Annotated in this window: 1 protein-coding gene; it reads right to left on the reverse strand. The window is 38.2% G+C overall.

Going from position 1 to position 827, the window contains the following annotated elements; all coding sequences use genetic code 11:
• The coding region (locus QQK21_RS09530; protein WP_284191961.1) for an AHH domain-containing protein at window positions 1–550 on the reverse strand (550 nt) is incomplete at its 3' end.
• Between the last annotated feature and the right edge of the window lie 277 nt (window positions 551–827).

Below are 827 nucleotides of genomic sequence, written 5' to 3' on the forward strand. Positions count from 1 at the left end.
AGTTAACGTAATGACAAAGTCGCTTGGTAATTAAGGTACGACAGAATCGCTTGGTGATCACATTTCCACACCCAATCTTGTTTGCTGAGCTGGGCTTAAAAGACCGAAATATACTTGTCAGAGGAAGCTCAAAGTTATTGATTGCACTTAGGACTTTAACACTTTCCCTATCTACTAAACTTTGTATTGACTTTCCTTTTTCACACCGCTTATCCATAGTTTCTTCCAATCGTTTGATTCGATCAGACACGTCAACATGGTAACTTTTCGGGTGTTCATCATCATGATATTTATGATCACCACGATGAAGCTGTACACCTAAATGACATGCACCAGCAAGAGTACATGGGATGAATACAAGATTTTCAATATTGTTTATGTGATAGTCCAAAGCCTCTAGTTTCCATCCCAACCCAGAGAGGTCAATTCCTTTACCTGAAATAATATGATGTGCTTGCATATCAATTCCATGATATATGGGGTGCTCTTCATCGATCGCATCTAAGAGTCTCATTCGATACTTCGAATCTTTATCAATTGAGGATTTCATCGTTACATATCTACTAAGGTAAAAGGAGCATTTTACTATATTGCTGAGGTTCAATCTCACTAAATTAGTAGTTAAAAACGCTATTGCGACCTAAAAAATGCTCAGGGGCAGGTTTTTCATTTCGCCCTAGCTAAATTTATCCGAACGCCAAACATTCATCAGAAATCGTAACTCACAATTGTCCAAACTTAAGTCAGCCTATAACCTACCTACACTGTGATCACCAAGCGATTCTGTCGTACCTTAATTACCAAGCGACTTTGTCATTACGTTAACT

The sequence above is a fragment of the Vibrio zhanjiangensis genome (assembly GCF_030161235.1).
Taxonomy (GTDB): Bacteria; Pseudomonadota; Gammaproteobacteria; order Enterobacterales; family Vibrionaceae; genus Vibrio; species Vibrio zhanjiangensis.